A 19,441-nucleotide genomic window follows, 5' to 3' on the forward strand; every position below is an offset into this window, starting at 1 on the left:
CTTAAAGTCAATAGCTATACTAGCAAAACATCGTTAAATTCTATTCGCTAAGTATTTTGCAAAAAGTCAATGATACAGAGTCAGTCACAAACCAAGCGCGTAGAAGAACTACGTCAGTTGTTGCAGCAAGCTAGTTATGCTTATTATGTCCTAGATGCACCAATTATGGAGGATGCAGTCTATGACCAACTATATCGAGAATTGCAACAACTAGAAACCCAGTATCCAGAACTGGTGACACCGGATAGCCCCACTCAGCGCGTGGGTGAAAGACCGGCGACACAGTTTACATCGGTGCGGCATAATATCCCGTTATATAGTCTGGAGAATGCTTTTAATATTGATGAGTTGCAAGCATGGGATCAGCGTTGGCGGCGACAAGTCCCCAAAACTGACACAGTAGATTATGTCACGGAATTGAAAATTGATGGTTCGGCGATCGCACTTACTTATCAAAATGGCGTTCTCACTAGAGGCGCAACTCGCGGTGATGGGGTGATGGGTGAAGATATTACCCAAAATGTCCGCACAATTCGTTCAATTCCTCTACGGTTAAATTTTGACGGGTTAGAACCTTTAGAAAAGGTGGAAGTTCGGGGTGAGGCGTTTCTACCTTTAGAAGTATTTAAACAAATTAACGAAGAAAGGCAAAAAGCAGGTGAGCAATTATTCGCCAATCCCCGCAATGCTGCGGCTGGTACACTGAGACAATTAGACTCCCGCATTGTCGCCCGCAGACGCTTAGATTTCTTTGCTTATACCCTGCACATTCCTGGTAGAGATGATGCCAGTATTGCTAATACTCAATGGCAAGCTTTGGAATTGTTGCAAAAAATGGGTTTTCGCGTCAACCCCAACCATAAATTGTGTCCTTCCCTGGCGAATGTGGGCGATTACTACAACTATTGGGACACAGAACGGCTGAATTTACCTTACATGACCGATGGGGTGGTAGTAAAGCTCAATTCCTTTAAGCTGCAAGAACAGCTAGGATTTACGCAGAAATTCCCGCGTTGGGCGGTAGCATTGAAATATCCCGCAGAAGAAGCACCTACCCGCGTTGAAAATATTGCGGTAAATGTGGGGAGAACCGGAGCGTTGACACCCTTAGCAGAGATGCGTCCAGTACAATTGGCGGGGACGACAGTATCAAGAGCTACCTTACATAATAGCGATCGCATTGCCCAATTAGATATCCGCATTGGCGATACAGTCATTGTTCGCAAAGCTGGGGAGATTATCCCGGAAGTGGTGCGGGTACTTAAAGAACTGCGTCCGGCGGATACACAACCGTTTATTATGCCGAGTAATTGTCCCGTTTGCGGACAACCGGTGGTGCGTGAATTAGGTGAAGCCGTTACCAGATGTGTCAACGCTTCCTGTGCGGCGATTCTTAAAGGTGCAATTGAACATTGGGTAAGCCGTGATGCTTTAGATATTAAAGGAATGGGAGAAAAACTAGTACATCAACTTGTGGATAAAGGTTTAGTACATTCCGTCGCTGATTTGTACAACGTTACAGAAGCGCAGTTATGTAGCTTAGAAAGAATGGGACAAAAATCAGCACAGAAATTAATTGATGCGATCGCTCAATCAAAAACTCAACCTTGGTCACGAGTGTTGTATGGTTTAGGTATCCGTCATGTTGGCAGCGTCAATGCCCAATTATTAACCGAGAAGTTTCGCTCTGTAGATAAATTGGCTCAAGCTAAACAGTCAGATATTGCGCTTATTTACGGAATTGGGGTGGAAATTGCCGAATCTGTACACCAGTGGTTTCAAATTGCTGCCAATCAAACATTAATTTCGCGCTTGCAAGCCGCAGGTTTAGAGTTAGAAACTACCCAAGAAACAACAATTACTGAAGGTAATCAAAAACTAGCCGGGAAAACTTTTGTTGTCACTGGGACTTTACCCACCTTAAAGCGAGATGACGCGAAAGCTTTAATTCAAAAAGCCGGCGGTAAGGTAACAGATTCAGTCAGTAAAAAAACAGATTATTTAGTTGTGGGTGAAGATGCTGGCTCTAAATTAGCTAAGGCTGAATCCTTGGGAATTCCTCAATTAACTGAAGCGCAGTTTTTGGAAATGTTGGCAGAATAGTCAATAGTCAATGGTCAATGGACTGTGGACTGTTGACGGTTGACGGTTGACTGTTGACGGTTGACGGTTGACTGTTGACTGTTGGAACCTTGGCAAAAGAGAAGTTAAAATTGCAAGCAAAGTTCAATTCTAAGAGAGAACTATGAAGACTGCTGAAAAATTAGCTGCTGGTTGGCTACTCACACTCGGATTCATGTTTTTAACTCTATCAGTCTCAGCAGGAATTGAGAAACATAATATCTTGAAGCCAATCCCAAGCACGGATGAAGACTCAGGGATAGAATTTCCCAATAAAGACGCTCTTTATCTCCTTGATAATACGGCTCGCCAAGGTCTAATTTTTGGCGTTCCTACTTTAATTTTAGGGGGATGGCTCAGTTTAGGATTGTATTATCAAAGCAGGCAAGAGAAAAAAGCTCTAAATCAACAAATGAACGATCGCCTGCAATCGATTTTTTATCAAATGCTACAAGAAAATAAAGGGCGCATGACGCTTGTCGGCTTTGCAATTAAATCAGAATTACCTGCAATCGCCGCTAGAGAATATTTAGATGAGAAAGCTAAAGAATTCAATGCAAATTTTAAAGTCACCGAGGATGGCGCTATATCATATCATTTTGAACTCTAAATTCAATCTCAGTTAGCGGTGAATATTTCAACGCCGCTATGTTCTCCACCAATTTACGTCTAAGTCTGATGACGCAGATTTTTTTAAGTATAGCCGCTGTTTTAGGCGGTTTATCTGTTGCCGCTGGAGCCTTTGGCGCTCATGCTTTACGGGACAAAATCAGTGAGCGATCGCTCGAAATTTTTGACACTGCCTCTCGTTATCAAATGTACCACGCTCTAGCACTGTTGTTAGTAGCTTTACTGCTGAGTCGCACCGAGTCGCCGCCATTCACCCTGATCGCCAGTGGTTGGCTGTTTATTATTGGTATTGCGATTTTCTCAGGGAGTTTGTACGCCCTGAGCTTAACTGGTGTGAAATCTTTGGGAGCAATTGCACCTTTAGGAGGCGCTGCTTTTATCGCTGGTTGGGGTGCTTTAGCCCTTGCTGCTTGGAGTTTAAAGTTGTAAACCTTAAGGAGTTAGAATGAAACATTTCTAACTCCTACAGCATTTTTTACCGTAAACCAAATATACAGGTAGTAGCACTACATTGTTCATACGTGTCAACTTAACGCGAAACCCTTGCCAAGATGTGATTTGATACAAAATCACGTACCACCAATATCCGCGCTACCCCACCCCAGTTTTGCTGACGCAAAACGTCCCCTCCCCGCAAGCGGGGAGGGGATTGAGGGGTGGGGTAAAATGCCTGTGGAATAAGCGTTTTGACTTAAGTTGACACCAATGAACAATGTTGTGCCCTGATGATAATCTGTACTTTTCGCGAAATGCGATCGCTCAACTTATACCAATTCAAATAATGTTTGCGACACATCAATATATTCTAGAGGGCACGGCAGTGTTCCCTACCATCTGTCGCATTCTTTTTTCAAATTGGTATTACAGCATCTTCTGTGTAAATGAACCACAAATAGACCTCACTTCCATTCCTCTCTCCCCAACGCTAGTAGGGAAGGGGCTGTTGTTGTGAGGTCTCATAATTGTCGTCTAAATACATGAGAACTGCTGTAATTAACTTGTCACTATCACCGACTTTTTGCGGGAGGGACGCTTGCGATCTGATTTTTTCTTCAATCCCACCGCTTGTGCTTGATCGCTATCCGAACCATACTGACCAAGTACAACTTCTTTCATGGCTAATATAGCATTGTGGAATTCCCATTCTGCTAATCTCGCAGCATCAGCCGCCGCACGGTATAAGGCTAGTTTCTCGGTTTCGGTTTGTTGCTGTGCCAACATCGCCTGATAAGCTTGCTGTATTCTGGCTACAGAAGCGTCAGCACGGGTTGTATCGTAGGTGCTAACTGTTTGCAATCCGTGCCAAGAGGTAATATCTTGACTAATCAATTGCGGGCGTAACCGATGTGTTGTGTCTTGGAGAGACATATATACATTCCTGAAGAACTATATATTTAATTTGCCCATTTACTCAAAAAATTTAACAATAAGATAAAATTTGCCGATAAAACAAGATTAGAAACAGTGGTTAAATCATTACAGTGCGATGCAATGGCATATCATCTCGATGTAATGGCATAACAGCTCGATGCAATGGCATAACAGTTCGATGCAATGGCATAACAGTTCGATGCAATGGCATAACAGCTCGATGCAATGGCATAACAGCTTGATGCAATGGCATAACAGCTCGATGCAATGGCATAACAGACGAATGTATTAATTATCGCTTTCACTCTAGAGCGCTGAACATTGTGCAACAAGGGGGAGTAAGAGCGATCGCTAATTTTGGAGACTGCGTTAGCTCTTGTGTAACACATGAAGTGATGCGATCGCTCTTTTGTCGATGCATTAACACTTTTTTCTGCCTTCACCCGACTATCACTAAAATAGGAACATAGTATGGTAGATGATATATATGAATATCTCTTTTACTCCAGAGTTAGAGCAATTTATTCAAAGTCAAGTTACAAGCGGTAAGTATGCCTCAACAGAGGAAGTGATTATTGCGGGTATTAAACTGTTAGAGGAAAGGGAATCTATTTACCAGGGTAGATTTGAGGAATTACAACGGGAAATCATGATTGGGGTCGAAGCTTCGGAACGTGGGGAAGTTATTGACGGAGAAATGGTTTTTCATCAACTAGAACAAAAACTACAGCAGCGTCGTCAGCAGACTGCTCAATGAGTAAATACGCGCTTCAAAATTTAAGCAGAGAACATGAAGGCGATCGCTCATGGTAGTTGTACACTGTCTCAGTTGAGAGCCGCTTAACATTGTGCAACAAGGGGAAGTAAAAGCGATCGCTAATTCTATAGACTGCGTTAGCTTTGGTGTAAGGCATGAGGTGATGCGATCGCAAACACTGGATGATATTACTTCCTTCAGTTTTGACAACTAGATTATTTTATATGCATATTTGTCAGTAAATAGGCTAATATGAACTATAAAAACGTGATTTTACGTGAATGATTGTAGAAAAAGTTTCTTATTATAAACGAATTTACGGGAGATTAGCGCTACTCTAATTAAATAGAGGCAATTGAAAAAAGACTAGTAACAATTAATTATTTTGAGCTACACATAGTTTCATGCTATAGGTTAATATTTACACCTATTTAAATTCTCGAACTTAGAAAATGTTATCGAAAGTTAAAGAAATTGGACGAACAATTCAGTCTATTTTAAAAAATCCGGAGGAGTTAGTTAAGCAAGCTGAACAACAAGCTCAAGAAGGTGAATACCAAGATGCTCTGGATTTACTGGATCAGGCTCTCGTTCTCAAGCCCAAAAATTCTAATTATTGGTATTGTAAAGGAAAAATACTGGCTTATAATCTCAAAGATTCACGACAAGCTCTCGAAGCTTTTGATAATGCACTGAAGTTTTGTAGTTACGAAAACTTTCGCAAACAAGTTTTGAATGGACGCGGCAATGTTCTAAAAGATTTACGACGTAATGAAGATGCTGTCGCTGATTATCACAAAGCGCTAAAGATAGATCCCAGTTATTGGCAGGCTCGTAAGGGTTTGGGATGGCTACTATTTAGTCGATTTCATGAATACTCGACTGTTTTAGCAATACTGGATGAAGGGTTGCCACTATCTCAAGCTCAACTCAAGGATTTACGTTTGGGAGTACGTCAATATCATCAACAGGGTTGCGGACAACTCCATCGTGCTAAAGGAAAAATTCACTACAAGCATGGGTTGCAGCAGCCAGATCCCTACTCGTATTGGAAGGAGGCTAAGAAAAGTTATGAAGAAGCTCTACGGTTTTTAACTGCTCAGATTTTTCCGAAAGAATATCTAGAGGTAATTGAGGATCTAATTCAAGTTTGTTTAGCGTTGGGAGAAATCAAGGAAGCAGAACATTTGCAAAGAGAAGGCCTAGATTTGTTGAACCGTTTGTTAGCGCAGGCTAAAAGCTTTCGGCAAAAAAGAATTCTGACTCTTCAATTTACAGGTTTCAATCAATTAACTGTAGATATTTGGGCTAGGAAGGGGAAAATTTTAGAAGCTTGGCAAACAGCAGAACAAGGAAAAAATATTTGTTTGAAATGGCTGTTATGGGAGCAAGATTTATCAATCCCTAGCTATGAACAAACTCAGGAGCTTCTCGATACTACAACAGCAATAATTTATTGGCATCTCAGCCCTGCTTCGCTTACCACTTTTGTACTAAAATCCAATACCATAATTCCTGTTCTGATTAATCCAAGCCCATCTATCAACCACAGCAAAATACCAGAATCTCTAAAACGCCTACTAGAATTTGAAACATGGGTCAGCGACTGGGATAAATTATATGCAAGCTACCGAGACAAGGCAAAAGAAAATATTGGAGACAAGCAGAAATCTCCTTGGTTAATCAGTATGCAAACTAGTCTCGAAGAATTCAAACGCATTTTAGATATTCCTGCGATTGAAGCTGAACTCACAGGTATCAACAATCTAATTTTGATTCCCCACCGAGATTTACACCGTTTTCCCCTCCATGCTCTGTTTAATGAGCGTTTCACCACTATCTATCTGCCTAGTGTTCAGGTTGGACTGAATATGCAAAATCAAGATTCGATGGAGGAATGGCATAAAAGACCGCTACTAAATGTGGATGATCCTGCAATTGACGGGATTGATCCAATGCCTTATGCTCAACTAGAATCCGCAATAGTTCGGCAACAATTTACCAACTCTACTGCTATTGTTCAAGAAGAAGCCACCAAAGCTAATGTCATTGCGGAGTTAGATAATAATTATCGTGTATTTCATTTCACAGGTCACGGAGAGTATAACAGCGATCAGCCCGAAAACTCCCGACTTGGCTTGGCTAGTAACGATTACATAAGTGCAAAAGAAATTAGCCATCTCAATCTTGAAACCTATGATTTAGTTACGATTGCTGCCTGTGAAACTGCTTTGACTGGAAACCAAAGTATTACGACTGAATATGTTGGGCTAGTTAGTGCTTTTCTGCGGGCTAAAGTTAGTTACGTCTTTAGCTCTTTATGGACAGTTGACGAAATTTCCAATGCCTGGATTATAATTCGCTTCTATCAATTTCTTCAAGAAGGCATGACTCCAGCAAGGGCATTGAACCAAGCACAACAATGGCTTCGTACTGTTACAAATGCTGATCTAGCAACTTGGCTCTGCACTCTTAGTAATATAGAAGGGCTAGATCCATTGATTAAACAAGATTTAGAACAGCAAGCATATAGACTTCAAGAAGACTCTAATAGTACAATTAAACTAGTCCAGTCTCCATATGTTAATCCCTACTACTGGGCAGCTTTTACCCTCACTGGAAGAGGTTTTGTATGAATCCCTTTGAAGCTAGAACACTTGAGGCTTTTCTAAGGGCTGTTTCTCAAATGGAGGAACCGCTGTCGCAGGACTTACAACGGGAAATTCGTAGAGTAGGCCGTGCTTTAGAAAACCATGAGCTTGATGTTATAAAAGAGATACCGAGCTTAATGAGACAAGATGATGTTCTCAATGAGCAATATCAACTTGCCTATAGAACCTTGCAACAGCAGTACCAAGCTCAGGAACGAACAAAGAGTTTAGCAATTGCAGTAAATGGGTCACAATCCCTTGATATTGAAACTCAGATTGCTCAGATTTTGAACGCAGATGATATCCCTGAAGCAGCAAAAAAGTTTGTCTCTCGCTTGGATTCTCAACTATCTGATAGTTTTAAGCAAGCTGATTTTTGGCAACGGGGAGATCATGTGATTGCGCTAGCAACAGGAGGTGCTTTTCTGGGAGTTTTATTAGCTCAAATTCCTGGTGCTATTATTGGTGGACTGCTTGCCGCTGTCTATGCATGGTTTACGGCCCCACAGACTAGATCGGATAGGAATGCTTAGATGACTCAGAAGTATATATACGGAGCTTGGTTTATCCTGACTTGTCTCGCTACGCTGGTTATCTTAGCCATCCGTTTTCGTCGAATTTCCAAATTGACACTTAAACTTGATGAGTTTATTGACTTAGCGCTTTCTGTGCTTGGAGGGGTCTCTGGTATGTATCTAATATTTCAAACTTGGTCAAATTTTGACCAGCTTCAAAAGATAGTTAGCAATGAAGGTTTGGTCGCAATGACACTCGGTGGAATAGCCTCCATTTGGTTTTGTGCTGGTAAAATCAGGGAATTATGTGTAAAACCTTGAACTATTTTGGCTAAGTGGCAGATCACCAAAGAACCAAAACTTTAGCGCGATCGCTCCATATCCTGCGCTAGCCAAAAGTCTGTATCAGAAAATACAATTCTTAAAATAAATGCTCGTTTGAGGAAAAGCAGGTGAGCTACTTGTAGTAATTCTCCAGTAGTATCACTAATACCTCAAACCATGATATCTACCCTTCAAATCTCCCCCGAACTTTGCCAGACAGTTCTCTACGAGAGAATTAATGATGCTAGCTTTGATGTGCAGCGATTAATGGAAGCCCAGCAGTATAGCCAAGCGCTGAAATTATTCCATGAAATTCTCCACAATGCTGCACTCCTGAGTAACCCTGAACAACGGGATTATGTAATTTTTTATCTGATTCAAAATGAACTGTCTGTTTTTCAACCCTTGACTCAACTCCCGCGCCAGGAGCAAGATAAGTGGATTGAGTGGCTCAAGCAGGTGCAGCAGTTTGCGCTGAATTTGGGCAAAAATTCTAGTTTAGCGATCGCAAAAAATCTTGAACAAGTTGCAAAAGGTTATCAAACTCTGGGATTAACCGATCAAGCAGCGATCGCACTTAAACAAGCTACTCAAGCAGCATCTCAGATTCCCGAAGCGATTAATCGCGCTAATGAATGTATTCAACTCGCCAGAATTTGGCTGCAATTCTCCAACCAAGCCCAAGCTAAACAAGCATTAATCCAAGCATTGTCAGCGGTGGCGAAAATTCCCACTGACGATCCCTACGCCCAATGGAATTATTTGTTTGATATTGCATCACTATACATTAATGTGGGTGAACAACAACGCGCCTTAAAATTAACTGAACATATTGATAATGAATATTACCCTAATGCAATTCGTCAAGAAGTGGTGCGTGATGCGGTAAAAAGAGGAGATTTGCACTTAGCTCAAGCTGTCACACATAAAATTCATGGAGCTGAATACCAAGCTAATGCTTTAGTACAAATGGCGGTTTATTGGGCTATTCATCATCACATTCGCCGGGGAAATCGCCTGTTTGCCCAAGCTTTGAAACGAGTGGCGAAAGATGAGCGGAAAGAAGCTGTACAATCAACACTGATTCAAACTTACAGCACATCCGGTCAACTCACCATTGCTCTCAATGCAGCTCAACGACTCACCCAGGATGAACCCAAAGCCTTAGCATTAGGTGCAATTGCAGTTGCTTACGCCAAAGCCAAGCAATTCCCGCAAATGCAACAAGTTCTTGCCCAACTTACAAGTTTAATTCAATCGGAAACTGCGGTAAACTCTGTTGGTTACGTCAACAATATACTGCAAGCTGCTGTGAATGCCGAACAGTATAATTTGGCGATGACAATTTTAAATGCGGTGCAAAATAACGCCGACTTTCTCACCAAATCCGGTTGGTATCGGCAAATTGTGCAAGCACCATTGCGATCGCAACATATCGATCAAGCACTGGAACTAGCAAAACAGATTCCCAATAATTTTTGGCCGGAGGAACGCAATCTTAGCTTACAAGAAATTGCGATCGCCTATGGCATTACTAAACAATGCGGTAAAGTAATTGCAGTTGTCACACAAATTGAAAATACTAACTTTAGCCCTTATCAAGTATTAACACTGACAGAACTGGCAGCAATTACATCTACACCAGAAGAATTTACTTCTTTAATTCAACTTGCAATTACACAAACACAAGCCTTAAAACCAATTGAGCAGAAAGCCTTAGCACTGGCGGCGATCGCTCAAGCTTATCTGCGTTTCGGGGATAAAGAACGCACACAATATTTCCTCCAGCAAGCTATCCAAACAGCGCAGCAGGTAGAAGATGAGGAAAGTCGCGGGCGTTTACTCAAGCAAATCGCCGATTATTTAATTCAACAGCGACAATATACTGTGGCTTTAACCATTGCCCAGGCTAATCCTGTTTCTTACTTACAGCAATCAAGCTACGATGATATCTTCCAACAAGCAGTTTCATCATCCGCCTTTGATGTCGCCTTGCAATTGGTAGAACTGGAAACCCTACCGGATAGACAAGCACCGAAATTAATTGCGATCGCTAAAACTTATACTCAACTCCAACGTTATCAAGATGCAATTGAATTACTCGATCGCGCCTTTGCGGTAGCTCAACAAATAGCCGATCCCGAAAGCCGCATTATTCAAGTCAGTGAGTATACCGAAGTTCCCGATGAAAGCGATCGCGCTCACCAATATACCCGCTTAGTGAAGTTATATGTCGCTTTAGGACAACAAGATAAAGCCCAAAAAGTAGTGGAAAAAATTCTCTCAACATCTCTGCGTGATTACCTGCTAGCTTGGATTCATTCATGAAATATTGCGTATGGTGATTGAAATGTGAAAAACATGTTGAAAGTGATTGAAAAAGCTCTAGATATTAATATCTAGAGCTTTTTATTTGTGTTATGCCAATTTGAAAAAAAATGATACATCTGTAGGGGCGGGGTTTCCCCGCCCTTCGCGACAATCCATATTACCCGCATTTTTCACAAACAGTAGGGGCGGGTTCACAGATATGATTCCATAATTCACGACTATCTGGCTTAACCCGCCCCTACGACCTCGGGACAAAGAGAAAGCTTAGATTGAAAAAGCTCCTTCTCCCAAGGGGAGACGCTGCGCGAACGCCGCTACCGCTACGCGCCTACGCCCAAATTAATTAACTTGTCACCATCACCGATTTTTTGCGGGAAGGACGCTTGCGGTCTGATTTTTTCTTCAATCCAATCGCTTGCGCTTGATCGCTATCTGAACCATATTGTCCGCGTACAACTTCTTTCATGGCTAATATAGCATTGTGAAATTCCCATTCTGCCAATCTCGCAGCATCAGCCGCCGCACGGTATAAAGCTAGTTTCTCAGTTTCCACTTGTTGCTGTGCCAACATCGCTTGATAAGCTTTCTGGATATTTGCCACAGTAGCATCAGCACGGGATGTGTCATAAGTGGCGATGGTTTGCAAACCGTGCAATGAACTAACATCTTGGCTAATGACTTGAGGACGCAAACGATTTGTTGTATTTTGAAGAGGCATAGATGCACATGTACTCAACTATATATAATGTGCCCATTTCTCTCAAAAAATTTACAATAAGATAAAATTTTTCCAGAAAATTAAGATTAGACAGGGTTAGTTAACACTTACAAGTCTACGTATTAATATAACACAATACGGTTCACTTAAGATCCCCCCGCCTGCGGCGACCCCCTTAAAAAGGGGGTAAAAGAGGGTTATTAGCCCCCCTTTTTAAGGGGGGTTGGGGGGATCTTCAGAAGATTAAAACGTTAACTGAACCGTATTGTAATATAACAGCCCGACGTATTGGCATAACAGCCCGACGTATTAATATAACAGACCGATGTATTGGCATAACAGACCAATGTATTGGCATAACAGACCGATGTATTGGCATAACAGACCGACGTATTGGCATAACAGACCGATGTATTGGCATAACAGCCCGATGTATTGGCATAACAGCCCGATGTATTAATATTGCAGGTGGTTGTATTTTGACCTACACCAAAACAATTGATATCATGTCCGGTTGATTACTTACTAAACCGCAAGAACCCCACCCCGCAAAAGCGACGCTTTGTCTCCCCTCCTCGCTTGCGGGGAGGGGATTAAGGGGTGGGGTGCAATGATTGTGGGAATCATAACTAATTACTCGGACATGATATGACTATCTTGACTCAACGTGCAATTGCACAGACACAAGCTTTTGCACGGGTGGCGATCGCTTTTTTATATCTGCATTCAGCAAAGGAAAAACTCAGATCATTTTTCCTCTCGCCAGCCATTTAAATCGTGTAATACCAATTTAATGTGAAGTTGCACATATCTAGATCCCCCTAAATCCCCCTTAAAAAGGGGGACTTTGAGAGATTTTTTCCGGTTCCCCCCTTATTAAGGGGAGCCAGCGTCGTGGGCGGGTTTCCCGACTTGAGACGACTGGCGTGGGCTAGGGGGGATCGAATTCTATGCAGCTTCATAAAAAATTGGTGTAACACATAAAAGATGTCTGATGTGAAACGAATGATTCAATAAACGGGAATTTTGTAGTATATTTGTAATATAAAATCTCAAACTTGTTGAGCAAATGAAGCGTTCAAGAAGCAATAGCTGCAAATTTTAGCATACCTAATTTATGTGTTAGAAAAGTGGGCACGCGATCGCATTCCAATTTTTCGTGTTCCTGTTATTTTTAACCATTTTTTGGCTATCTCCAGTTTTGTCGGGTGTATTAGCTCATTGTCACGCAATAAAAAACAACAAATTATCTAAAAAATTATCACAACCATGACACCAGCAGACCTCAAAGCTTACCTCGATAACCTGTTGAGCAAAAACTTATCTCTCAGTACAATGATTTGGGGCGCGCCGGGAATTGGTAAATCTAGCATCGTGGCTCAAATTGCGCGCAAACATCAAATCGATTTTGTCGATGTGCGCCTGTCTCAACTTGCGCCTACCGATTTACGGGGTTTACCTGTAGCTGAAAACGGTATATCTAAATGGTATCCACCGGAATTTTTACCTTGTGAAGGTAAGGGTATTTTATTTCTCGATGAACTGAATATGGCTCCCCCAGCCATGCAAGGTGTAGCCCAACAGTTAATTCTTGACCGTCGTGTTGGCTCATACGTAGTTCCTGAAAATTGGTTTGTCTGGGCTGCGGGAAACCGTAAAGAAGACCGTGCAGCAGTATTTGATATGCCTTCACCCCTAGCCAACCGCTTTTTACACCTGCAAGTAGAAGCAGATTTTGATAGTTTCAAAGCATACGCACTATCTACGGGAGTTCACGAGCAAATTATTGCTTTTCTTTCCTTCCGTCCCAGCTTATTGCACAAACTCGACCCCCAGCAGCCATCATGGCCATCGCCGCGTTCTTGGGTGATGGCGAGTCAATTACATGCAGCTGAATTAGATATTACCCCCGCTGTCGGGGTAGGAACGACTGCTGAGTTCAATGCTTTTATCAGACTTTATCAAAACTTGCCCGATTTAACAGATATTTTCTCAGGTAAAGGCGATCGCATTAAATTTCCCACCGAACCATCAGTTCGTTATGCCACAACCATAGGTTTAGCCATCCGCGCCGAATCAGCGAATCAAGCACACAACGCCTTCACCTGGATTTCCCAAGCAGCCGCAATGGAATGGGTGCAGTTATTTGCAACCGATTTATTCCGCAGTATGCGCAGTAAAAAGAAAATCGGAGCATTAGCGCAGTTAGTGCAAAAAGACCCCAAACTCCAGAAGTTTATGCAGGACTTTCAAGAATTGATGGGGGGATGAGGGGGGCAGGGGAGCAGGGGGGACAAGGAGGACAAGGAGGATAAGGGGGACAAGGGGGACAAATGACAAATGACAAATGACTAATGACTAATGACTAATGACAAATGACTAATGACAACCTAGACAAAATTATCAGCGCTTCTATGCTGCGGTTGCGAATGAAGTCACCGTTTTTTGCAACTTTGGCGTTGTTTGCAAGGGTGTTAATTACCGAAAGCGTTCCCACTGCGGCGACAGATGGGGAGGATATTTTTATTAATGCCAAGTTTATGCGTAGGCTTTGCCCGCCGCAGGCATCGCTTCCTTCATCCCAACTTGATGGCTTATTATTACACGAAGTCTTGCACGCTGCACTTTTGCATGTCCCCCGCCGTGGCGCACGAGAACGGCAACTTTGGAATGTGGCAGCTGATATTGTGGTTAATGGGATGATTGCCCAGCAAGAAAATTTTAAACTCCCTGCGGGTGGTGTGCGCGATCAAAAGCTAGAGCATTTAAGCGTAGAAGAGATTTATGAATTGTTGCTCAAAGAGCATAAAACTTGTCCTCAATGCGAAGCTGATTTATTGTATGAAGCCATAGATGGGAAATCTGGCGGTAGTTTAGATGCAGCACGACAGAAAACTTTAGAAACTCATTGGCGAAATGCCATGCAACAGGCGATCGCAGTTGCCCGCAGCAGCAATAATCAAGGTAGTATCCCGGCGGGAATCCTGCGAGAACTCACAGCAGTAACTCAAGGACAATTAGATTGGCGTTCTTATCTATGGCGTTACTTAGTGCGAACACCTACAGATTTTACAGGCTTTGACCGTCGCTTTATCGGTCAGCGGCTTTACCTCGAAGCACTCGAAGGCGAAAGTGTAAAAGTATTCGTTGCAGTTGACACCAGTGGTTCAGTAGGCGAGAGAGAACTGCGGCTATTTTTCAGCGAAGTTGTGGGAATTCTCAATTCTTACCCCCATCTTCAGTGTCAGCTTTATTACGCTGATGCCGATGCTTACGGCCCTTATGAACTCACCACAGATAGTCCCCTTCCCAAACCTGTAGGCGGTGGCGGTACATCTTTTGTGCCTTTCTTTGATAAAGTCAACGAACAAAGTGATTGGTACAGTAGTGGTGTTTGTGTTTATCTCACAGATGGCTATGGTACATTTCCTCAACAACCACCAAACCTCCCCGTATTGTGGGTAGTTACTCCCGGTGGGCTAGACTTGAATCAATTCCCCTTTGGTGAAGCTGTTAGGCTATTGTCTGTATAAGTAGGTCGGCGTAATTAAACATAACTGGCAATGGCTGTCATTTGTCAATGGTCATTTGTCATTGGTAAGAGTTTCAAGCCTATTTACATAAAGTACATAGTTTGATTAATTTCCACCGCCTTACTTAGTCCGAGCATCATTTTGTTGGAAATCTTGCTATGTCAGACACTCCTCATTTATTAACCCAAACGGAAATGCTGTCTTTACTACAAAAAGGTGTAGGTTTTTGGAATGAATGGAGAGCAGAGGATTTAAAACTTTTAGAGTGTATCCCTGAAGAAGATTTAAGTAAATATTTAGCACTGAATTTAATTGAAGTTAACCTCAGTGGAGCCAACCTAAAACGAGTAAACTTTCGCCAAGTTGATTTAAGTTGGGCAGATTTAAGCGGTGCAGACTTAAGTGAAGCAAAACTCTACAAAGCCAACCTTAGCGGTGCAAATTTAAGTGGAGCAAATTTGAGTAATGCAAATCTCAATGGTGCTAACTTAACTGCGGCTATTTTGCAAGACGCAAACCTTAACGGTGCAAACCTCAGCCGCACTGATTTGAGTGAATTTGATTTTAGTCAAGCTATCCTGCATAAAGTAAATTTCATCAAAACAAATCTCAGCAAAGCTAACTTTAGAAATGCGAATCTCCGTCAATGTAAATTTACTCACGCAAATTTAGAAGCAGCCGACTTTCACCAAGCTGATATGAGTGGCGTAAAACTAGGTCGAGCAAAGTTAGTTAGAGCTAACCTCAGTGAATTAAATCTGACTGGATTGAACTTGAGCAGAGCAGATTTAAACGCAGCCAATCTCAGCCAAACCAATCTTACAGCCGCGAATTTGAGCGGCGCAAACTTGTATGAGACAAAAGTTAGTGGTGCAAAATTCAATAAAGCGAATTTGAGTAATATTATCCTGCAAGCGACTGACATAAACGAAGCTGATTTAAGTGGAGCCAAGTGGAAAAACTCTCAGCTTTGGGGATTTAATTTCAGTGAATTTAATCTCAATGGTATTAACTTCAGTGGCACAAACCTCAGACAAGCAAACTTCCGCAAAGCCAATCTCATTGGCGCTGATTTCAGCAACGCAAACCTTCAAAGTGCAAATTTTCAAGAAGCAAACCTCTTAGGCGCTGACCTCAGTCGAGCCAATCTACAGGATGCAGACTTCTTAGGTGCAAATATCTTAGGCGCTGACCTCAGCAGTGCTAGATTATCAGGTGCAATTATGCCGAATGGGACAAGGTATAAATGAGATGAGGAGACGGTTGATTGTTGACGGTTGACGGTTGACGGTTGACAAATGACCAATGACAAATGACAAATGACCAATGACAAATGACTAAGCAACAACGTTGCATTGTTTGCAAGGCAACTTTTATACAAGCGCATAATTTTTACTCTGCAATCTGTGAGAAATGCGGAAATTTAAACTACAGCAAACGTCAGCAAAGCGCTGATTTGCAAGGAATGATGGCTGTTGTCACAGGTGCTAGGGTAAAAATTGGTTATGGTGTAGCGTTGAGATTGTTGCGAGACGGTGCTGCTGTAATAGTGACAACTCGCTTTCCTCACGATGCGGCGAAACGATATGCAGCTGAACCAGATTTTCAACAATGGCAAAATCGACTGCAAATTTATGGACTAGATTTGCGACATCTCCACAGTGTTGAGCAATTTACCCAACACATCCTCAAGTTTTATCCCCGACTCGACATTATTATTAACAACGCCGCGCAAACAGTACGCCGTCCGCCTGCTTTTTATCAGCATTTAATTGAGTTTGAATCATTACCTTTACAAAATTTATCCCCAGAATTGCAAGCTTTGGTTAGTCATATTCATACGTCTGATAATTTCCTTCCAGCCTTAGCTATTCAAGAATTAAAAGCAGAAAACTCAGCTTTTCTCTCGCAAATTCCCCTTATTCCCGAAGATAAAGCCGAAAATTATGCTTTATTTCCGCCGGGAATGTATAGCGATGATGGACAACAGCTTGACTTGCGTCCGTTTAATAGCTGGTTGATGAGAGATGATGAAGTCAGTATTTTGGAGTTATTGGAAGTGCATATAATTAATGCGATCGCACCTTTTATCATTAATAGCAGACTCAAGCCGTTAATGAGCAACCAAAAACAAACCGCCAAATACATCATCAACGTTTCTTCAATGGAAGGGCGATTTAACGACGTTGACAAACCTTGGCGACATCCTCACACCAACATGGCAAAAGCTGCACTCAATCAAATGACTCGCACCTGTGCCAAAGAATATGCTAAACACCGTATTTTCATGAACGCAGTAGACCCAGGATGGATTAGCTTTCAACATCCTGTTCAGCAAGCAAAATCTATGCAAGAACGCGGTGTAAATCCGCCCTTTGATATTATTGATGCGGCGGCGCGAATCTGCGACCCCATTTATCAGGGAATCAACGAAGGAAAAAACCCCTTCGGCAAATTATTCAAAGATTATATGGAAATAGACTGGTAACTCCAAAGGAGACAAGGAGGACAAGGAGGACAAGGAAGACAAGGAGGAGTGGGGAGAAATAACAAATGCCCAATGCCCCATGCCCAATGCCCCATGCCCAATGCCCAATGCCCCATGCCCCATCGACCAGGAGATGCAGGTGCGAATCCAGCTGTTGCTATTTTTGAAAAAATAAGTTATATAATAATTTAAGTCTGGTTAATTACTTATTATTAAAATCTCCCTGCGCCCTCGCTCCCCCGCCGCCCCTAATCCCCAATGCGTGCGGTCCCCGCGTCCCCCGCGTCAGCCCTAATGATAAGTCTTAACCGGACACAATATTATCTGGCAGTGTGGCTTAATGGTAGAGCGCCTGCTTTTCAGGCGGGAGACGACCGTTTGATTCGGTTCACTGCCACCAGCAACGTAGTTCAAACAGCAGAATTCCTTGGAGTAGACCAGGAGATGCGGGTGCGATTCCCGTCGTTGCTATGCAGAATTTATAATTTCGTCTACTGCTACACAAGCTTTATGGAAGCGTTCTTCCCAGGAGCCGCTAATTAGGACATAGCGCCTATTTCGAGATTGTAATTCAAAAATACAGCGATCGCGAAATTCTGTTCTCAGATGAGGTAAGTAGCGTTGGTTATCGTCAACCCAAGGCACATCTACATCTAAAACTAAATACAACTCATACTGGCGCTGTTCTGCTTGTTGATAAATCCACTGGGGACATTTACCAAAAAGCACATCACTCCAGATGGTAGTTGTTATCAGGTCAGTATCGCAGAACATCACCCGGTTTGCCTGTTTAGCTAATGCATCTTCAGCAGCGATTTGTCCCCTAGCAATAATTTCTATGTCTGCAAAATTACATCTCCCATCTTTAGGGTCTAGCCAACCACGGGCATACTCACTAACATAAATTGTGTTGTAATGTGCTGCCAAGTTTTGCGCTAAGGTCGATTTACCTGTAGATTCCGGCCCAAAGATGCAAACACGACGCAGGAAATAAGGACGGACACAAGGTGGGATATAATGCCAGTGAGCGATCGCATTTTCCCTCACCTTCGTTCCCGATATTGGTACTAAACTGCGAGCATGGTCTACAGGAATATAATTTGCACCTAAGATTTCCGCCAACTTCCAACCATAATCTTCCGATGCAAATACATAGTCAGGCCCAGTTGGTAGCACCCGGCGAATAGTATCATGCCAAATCTGCCAAAAATCCGGGTGTTCTTTTGGTTCTTGGGGATTTTCATCAGTTACATGCACCACATCCACATCAGGAAACATCTCCCGCATCCAACCATAGCGGAGATGTCCGGGAATTGGCTCAGATTTAATCGAACAAACTAAAACTGTGAGATGCTTAACATAGTTCCGGGCAAAATCAACAAGGTACTGATGTCCAAGATGTGGCGGCATAAATTTGCCGAGAATCATACCAGTAGCCGCTTTTTCAAAGCCTTGTTCCATGTCAAATATCCCAGCACCGCTAACACGAGAAACACTACATACAGTCCAGTTGTTGGGTAAAGTTTTTTAACTGCGTACACCCCAACAGCCAGTACATCTACTGTAATCCAAAGTAGCCAGCACTCCAAAACCTTCTTTGCCATCAACCACTGCGCCACTAAGCTGATAACAGTAATAGCAGCATCCCAATATGGTAAAGCTGCATCAGTGTAGCGATGCATGACAAAACCAAGGGTAAAACTAGCTGCAATTGCTACCCCACCCCAAACTATTGCACCCAAGCGGGTAATCCGAGTTACATGGAGTTCTCCCCTATCCTTTCCCCCATGTAGCCAAGCGTACCAACCGTAGATTTGCAAAAAGACATAAATTACTTGCAGAATTGCATCTGAGTACAAACGGGCTTCGTAGAAGATGAAGATGTAGAGAAACACCATCACCAAACCTGTAGGCCAGCACCAGATATTTTCTGTGACGGTTAGCCAAACACTTATTAAACCAAAAATCGCAGCAAGAATTTCAATTTGACTCATTTAAAGTC

The 19,441-nt window shown here is 42.5% G+C and carries 19 protein-coding genes and 1 tRNA gene; 15 read left to right on the plus strand and 5 right to left on the minus strand.

Going from position 1 to position 19,441, the window contains the following annotated elements:
• Positions 1–69: 69 nt before the first annotated feature.
• The 3 genes from ligA (at position 70) to AACU32_RS07000 (ending at position 3,180) form a co-directional block, all read left to right on the plus strand.
• Positions 70–2,103: an NAD-dependent DNA ligase LigA gene (gene ligA / locus AACU32_RS06990; protein WP_096598928.1), complete on the plus strand. Its 2,034-nt coding sequence runs from the start codon at positions 70–72 to the stop codon at positions 2,101–2,103.
• A 142-nt stretch (positions 2,104–2,245) separates the two neighbouring features.
• Positions 2,246–2,731 (plus strand): hypothetical protein, encoded by a 486-nt coding sequence (locus AACU32_RS06995; RefSeq protein WP_096598929.1) that lies wholly within the window; start codon positions 2,246–2,248, stop codon positions 2,729–2,731.
• Between the two features lie 68 nt (positions 2,732–2,799).
• Positions 2,800–3,180, plus strand: a complete 381-nt coding sequence (locus AACU32_RS07000; protein WP_096607896.1) for a DUF423 domain-containing protein — start codon at positions 2,800–2,802, stop codon at positions 3,178–3,180.
• A 564-nt stretch (positions 3,181–3,744) separates the two neighbouring features.
• Here AACU32_RS07000 and AACU32_RS07005 read toward each other — a convergent pair.
• The gene (locus AACU32_RS07005) at positions 3,745–4,119 is read right to left on the minus strand and encodes a hypothetical protein (protein WP_096598930.1); all 375 of its coding nucleotides are present in this window, start codon (positions 4,117–4,119) and stop codon (positions 3,745–3,747) included.
• 100 nt (positions 4,120–4,219) lie between these two features.
• Positions 4,220–4,375, minus strand: a complete 156-nt coding sequence (locus tag AACU32_RS07010) for a hypothetical protein (RefSeq protein WP_339377611.1) — start codon at positions 4,373–4,375, stop codon at positions 4,220–4,222.
• Positions 4,376–4,609: 234 nt separating this feature from the next.
• Here AACU32_RS07010 and AACU32_RS07015 point away from each other — a divergent pair, with 234 nt between their 5' ends.
• From AACU32_RS07015 to AACU32_RS07040, 6 genes are all read left to right on the plus strand, one after another.
• Complete coding sequence (locus tag AACU32_RS07015) at positions 4,610–4,879, plus strand: type II toxin-antitoxin system ParD family antitoxin (RefSeq protein ID WP_096598931.1); 270 nt, start codon at positions 4,610–4,612, stop codon at positions 4,877–4,879.
• A gap of 91 nt (positions 4,880–4,970) precedes the next feature.
• Positions 4,971–5,093, plus strand: a complete 123-nt coding sequence (locus AACU32_RS07020) for a hypothetical protein (RefSeq protein WP_339377612.1) — start codon at positions 4,971–4,973, stop codon at positions 5,091–5,093.
• Positions 5,094–5,331: 238 nt separating this feature from the next.
• On the plus strand, positions 5,332–7,515 hold the full coding sequence (locus tag AACU32_RS07025) for a CHAT domain-containing protein (protein WP_096598932.1): 2,184 nt from the start codon (positions 5,332–5,334) through the stop codon (positions 7,513–7,515).
• Positions 7,512–8,063: a hypothetical protein gene (locus tag AACU32_RS07030; protein WP_096598933.1), complete on the plus strand. Its 552-nt coding sequence runs from the start codon at positions 7,512–7,514 to the stop codon at positions 8,061–8,063. Before AACU32_RS07025 ends, AACU32_RS07030 begins: the two co-directional genes overlap by 4 nt.
• Positions 8,064–8,366, plus strand: coding sequence for a hypothetical protein (locus AACU32_RS07035; RefSeq protein WP_096598934.1), 303 nt, complete (start codon positions 8,064–8,066; stop codon positions 8,364–8,366).
• Between the two features lie 180 nt (positions 8,367–8,546).
• Positions 8,547–10,697 (plus strand): tetratricopeptide repeat protein, encoded by a 2,151-nt coding sequence (locus AACU32_RS07040; RefSeq protein WP_096598935.1) that lies wholly within the window; start codon positions 8,547–8,549, stop codon positions 10,695–10,697.
• Between the two features lie 346 nt (positions 10,698–11,043).
• Here AACU32_RS07040 and AACU32_RS07045 read toward each other — a convergent pair whose 3' ends face one another.
• On the minus strand, positions 11,044–11,418 hold the full coding sequence (locus AACU32_RS07045) for a hypothetical protein (RefSeq protein WP_096598936.1): 375 nt from the start codon (positions 11,416–11,418) through the stop codon (positions 11,044–11,046).
• Between the two features lie 648 nt (positions 11,419–12,066).
• Between AACU32_RS07045 and AACU32_RS07050 the strand changes: the two genes are divergently transcribed.
• From AACU32_RS07050 to AACU32_RS07075, 6 genes are all read left to right on the plus strand, one after another.
• Entirely contained in the window at positions 12,067–12,192 is a 126-nt protein-coding gene (locus tag AACU32_RS07050; RefSeq protein ID WP_339377613.1) for a hypothetical protein, read from the plus strand.
• A 495-nt stretch (positions 12,193–12,687) separates the two neighbouring features.
• Complete coding sequence (locus AACU32_RS07055; protein WP_096598937.1) at positions 12,688–13,689, plus strand: AAA family ATPase; 1,002 nt, start codon at positions 12,688–12,690, stop codon at positions 13,687–13,689.
• 104 nt (positions 13,690–13,793) lie between these two features.
• Positions 13,794–14,951, plus strand: a complete 1,158-nt coding sequence (locus AACU32_RS07060; RefSeq protein WP_096598938.1) for a vWA domain-containing protein — start codon at positions 13,794–13,796, stop codon at positions 14,949–14,951.
• 158 nt (positions 14,952–15,109) lie between these two features.
• Positions 15,110–16,201, plus strand: a complete 1,092-nt coding sequence (locus tag AACU32_RS07065) for a pentapeptide repeat-containing protein (RefSeq protein ID WP_096598939.1) — start codon at positions 15,110–15,112, stop codon at positions 16,199–16,201.
• Positions 16,202–16,284: 83 nt separating this feature from the next.
• Positions 16,285–17,439, plus strand: a complete 1,155-nt coding sequence (locus AACU32_RS07070) for an SDR family NAD(P)-dependent oxidoreductase (RefSeq protein ID WP_096598940.1) — start codon at positions 16,285–16,287, stop codon at positions 17,437–17,439.
• Positions 17,440–17,765: 326 nt separating this feature from the next.
• Positions 17,766–17,839: transfer RNA gene (locus AACU32_RS07075), tRNA-Glu, on the plus strand.
• A gap of 68 nt (positions 17,840–17,907) precedes the next feature.
• Here the strand turns inward: AACU32_RS07075 and AACU32_RS07080 are convergent.
• Both AACU32_RS07080 and pnuC read right to left on the minus strand, forming a co-directional pair.
• Positions 17,908–18,900, minus strand: coding sequence for an AAA family ATPase (locus tag AACU32_RS07080; protein ID WP_339377614.1), 993 nt, complete (start codon positions 18,898–18,900; stop codon positions 17,908–17,910).
• Positions 18,864–19,433, minus strand: a complete 570-nt coding sequence (pnuC, locus tag AACU32_RS07085) for a nicotinamide riboside transporter PnuC (protein ID WP_096598941.1) — start codon at positions 19,431–19,433, stop codon at positions 18,864–18,866. Before pnuC ends, AACU32_RS07080 begins: the two co-directional genes overlap by 37 nt.
• Between the last annotated feature and the right edge of the window lie 8 nt (positions 19,434–19,441).

It is taken from the genome of Calothrix sp. NIES-2100 (assembly GCF_963875285.1).
In the GTDB taxonomy this organism is placed as follows: domain Bacteria; phylum Cyanobacteriota; class Cyanobacteriia; order Cyanobacteriales; family Nostocaceae; genus Aulosira.